4 protein-coding genes and 1 pseudogene are annotated in these 2526 nt (G+C 71.2%); 1 reads left to right on the plus strand and 4 read right to left on the minus strand.

Annotation, left to right across the window (positions count from 1 at the left end; genetic code table 11):
• From fliQ to flgB, 4 genes are all read right to left on the minus strand, one after another.
• Positions 1-235: flagellar biosynthesis protein FliQ (gene fliQ / locus VQ03_RS24905; protein WP_048453601.1), on the minus strand; the 235-nt coding region annotated here is incomplete at its 3' end.
• A gap of 16 nt (positions 236-251) precedes the next feature.
• Entirely contained in the window at positions 252-557 is a 306-nt protein-coding gene (gene fliE, locus VQ03_RS24910; RefSeq protein WP_048453602.1) for a flagellar hook-basal body complex protein FliE, read from the minus strand.
• Between the two features lie 2 nt (positions 558-559).
• Positions 560-970 carry a flagellar basal body rod protein FlgC gene (gene flgC / locus VQ03_RS24915; protein ID WP_048453603.1) on the minus strand — a complete coding sequence of 137 codons (411 nt, stop codon included), beginning with the start codon at positions 968-970 and terminating at the stop codon, positions 560-562.
• Between the two features lie 87 nt (positions 971-1057).
• Positions 1058-1462, minus strand: coding sequence for a flagellar basal body rod protein FlgB (gene flgB, locus VQ03_RS24920; RefSeq protein WP_048453604.1), 405 nt, complete (start codon positions 1460-1462; stop codon positions 1058-1060).
• Positions 1463-1717: 255 nt separating this feature from the next.
• Here flgB and VQ03_RS24925 point away from each other — a divergent pair.
• Positions 1718-2526, plus strand: a pseudogene (locus VQ03_RS24925) (hypothetical protein); the annotation flags it as partial.

The following is a 2526-nucleotide window of genomic DNA, read 5'->3' on the forward strand; positions in this document are numbered from 1 at the left end:
GGGTCATGTAGCCGGCCAGCGCGTCGCCCATGAAGGGCAGCATCAGCAGCATCGCGGCGAAGACCGCGACGATCTTCGGCACGTAGATCAGGGTCTGTTCCTGGATCTGGGTCAGGGCCTGGAACAGCGACACGACGAGGCCCACGACGAGGGCGACGAGCATCGGCGGGCCGGCGACCTTGAGGAAGGTGAAGATGCCGTCGCGGGCGATGTCGAGGATGGCGAGGCCGGTCATCGGCGCCAACGATTCCTTAAATCTGCATCCGCAAGATGTCCTCGTAGGCCGAGATCACGCGGTCGCGCACCGCCACCAGGGTCTGGAGCGCGGTCTCGCTCTCGGCCACAGCGGTCACGACGTCGACCACGTTGGCCTTGCCGGCGGCCGCCGCCAGGGCCTGGCCGTCGGCGCGCTTGCCGGCTTCCGCCACGCCGTCGAGGGCGGAGGACAGGAGCTGGGTGAAGCCGCCCTCCCCCGCGCCGGCCACGCCGGCCGCGGGGGTGCGACCGATATTCTGGATCGCCGCGTAGGCGCCGGCCGCGAATGCTTTCGTGGTCATGGTCAGGCCTTCAGGATGTCGATGGTGCGGGCCACCATGCGGTTGGTGAGCGTGACCATGTTGAGGTTCGCTTCATAGGAGCGCTGGGCTTCGCGCATGTCCACGGTCTCGACCAGGACGTTCACGTTGGGCATCCGCACCGCGCCGCTGGCATCGGCGGCGGGGTTGCCCGGATCCTGCTTGGTCCGGAACGGGCTCTGGTCGCGGCGGACCTTGCCCAGATCCACCACCGTCGCGGCGAGCTCGCGGTCGACGTGGTTGGTGAAGGTCGGGATCTTGCGCCGATAGGGCTCGGCGGCGGCGCTGGTCGGCGCCGAATCCGCGTTGGCGATGTTCTCCGAGATCACCCGCATCCGGCCCGACTGGACCTTGAGCCCTGAGGCCGCGATGCCGATCGCCTTGCTGAAATCCATGGAATCCACCTCGGGCCGGAGTGACGGGAAACGGGGAGACGGCCGGTCGTGACGAGGAACGGCGCAGCGGGAACGATCCGCGCGGGACTACCTGCCGACCGCGGTGCGCAGGGTCTGCAGGCTCTTGCGGTAGAGCAGGCTGGCGAGCTGGTAGTCGCCCTGGTTGTCGGCGGCTTTCAGCATCTCGTCCTCGAGGCTGACGGCGTTCCCGCTCGGCATCATCTCGAAGCGCGTGCTCGTCCGCTCCTCGGACGGGGCGGGCTGGCCGCTGCCGGCGAGGTGCACGAGGCTGGTGCGCTCCATGCCGATCCCGTTGAGGCCCGCCGCCGCGACGGAGCCGTCCGGCTGGAAGCGCGGGGCCTTGAGGTCGCGGGCCCGGAAGCCGGGCGTGTCGGCGTTGGCGACGTTCTCCGCCAGGACCTTCTGGCGCGACTGCTGCCACTGCATCCGGTTGCGCAACATCGCGACGAGGGGGAGATCGGTGACCGACACGGGCGGGCCTTCCGGGTTTGGACCGGCACAATCTGCCTAGCGCATGGTTAAAACCTGGTTAAGACGATCGCGGTCGTCACGTCCCTTCCAGGCCGATCCGGTGCCGCGCAAACCTGTTAACGATATCTTAACGTCCCCTGCGCACGCCCGGCACGGCCGTGCTAGAAGGCGTCACATCGTCGGTGTGCCCCGCGCGCACCTCACTTGAGAGACCTCGCTTTGCTCTCCTCGATTCTCGGGACGGATGGTTCGCCCTTGCTCTCCTACCTGATCGTCTTCGTGATCATGGTCGTGCTCCTGAGCCTCTTCGCTCTGGGGGCGAAACGGTTCGCCCGGGGGCGCCTCACCCTCGGGAGCAACGGCGGGACCAGCCGCAGCCGGCAGCCACGGCTCGGCATCGTCGACATCTACGAGCTGGACCGACAGCGCCAGCTGATCCTGCTGCGGCGCGACAACGTCGAGCACCTGCTGCTGGTCGGCGGCCCGAACGACGTGGTGGTCGAGCGCAACATCGTGCGGGCGGGCAGCGCCCGGGTGGCGGCGGAGCTGACGGACCGGTCGGAGCCCGAGGGGCCCGAGGTCCCGCTCTCCCTTCCGGCGGGCAACGAGCCGGCGCCGTTGCCGCCGCCCTTCCCCGAGCCCGAGACGCCAGCCCGGCCGCCCCTGTCGCCGCCGATGCAGGAGCCCGAGCGGGTCGCGGCCGCCTTCGCGCCGGTCCCCTCCCCGCGGCCGGAGGCTCCGGCCCCCGAGGCGCCGCCCGAGCCGGTGCGGCCGGCCTCCCGCTTCAACGCCTCGCGCCGGGTCGAACCGCCGAGCCTGCGCGCCGCCCGCCAGACGCCCCCGCCGCTCGAAGCACCGGCGATGGAGACGCCGCCGCCCGCGGAGCTGCCCCCGTTCGCCGCTCCGGTGCCGCCGGTCGTCGCGGTTCCCCCGCCGATGCCGGAGCCGGCCCTGCCGCCCGAGCCGGCGCCCGCCCCGGCCGGAACCCGCGGCGGCGAGCCGCGCAACGTGGACGCGGCGATCCTCAACGACATGGCCCGCCAGCTCGAAGAGGCCCTGCGGCG

Origin of the sequence: Methylobacterium tarhaniae, assembly GCF_001043955.1 — a bacterium.
In the GTDB taxonomy this organism is placed as follows: domain Bacteria; phylum Pseudomonadota; class Alphaproteobacteria; order Rhizobiales; family Beijerinckiaceae; genus Methylobacterium; species Methylobacterium tarhaniae.